The 264-nt window shown below is 64.4% G+C and carries 1 protein-coding gene; it reads left to right on the top strand.

Features of this window, described 5'->3' with window-relative positions; genetic code table 11:
* Window positions 1–16: 16 nt before the first annotated feature.
* The coding region (locus R0J88_RS20915) for a DUF2069 domain-containing protein (RefSeq protein WP_410901013.1) at window positions 17–264 on the top strand (248 nt) is incomplete at its 3' end.

The following is a 264-nucleotide window of genomic DNA, read 5'->3' as shown; positions in this document are numbered from 1 at the left end:
CGGCGGCATTCAGCTGATGGCACAGAGCGAGAACAGCGGCCTGCTGCCGCTGTTGATCCGCCTGCTACCCATCGCACTGTTTCTGCCCGCCATCTTCACCCGCCGGGCACGTGGTCATGTCTGGCTGGCGTTCGTCAGCCTGCTCTACATCATGCAGGGCGTGATGCTGGCCGGTGTGCCTGGCCACGCCGTCATCGGCGTACTGGAAGCACTGGCGGCGCTGGGGCTGTTCATTTCCAGCATGGCTTACGCCCGTTTCCGCTC

This window comes from Pseudoalteromonas sp. SIMBA_162, assembly GCF_046535955.1.
GTDB lineage: Bacteria > Pseudomonadota > Gammaproteobacteria > Enterobacterales > Alteromonadaceae > Pseudoalteromonas > Pseudoalteromonas marina.
The sequence above is the reverse complement of the archived record's forward strand: the minus strand, read 5'-3'. Positions and strand labels throughout refer to the sequence as shown.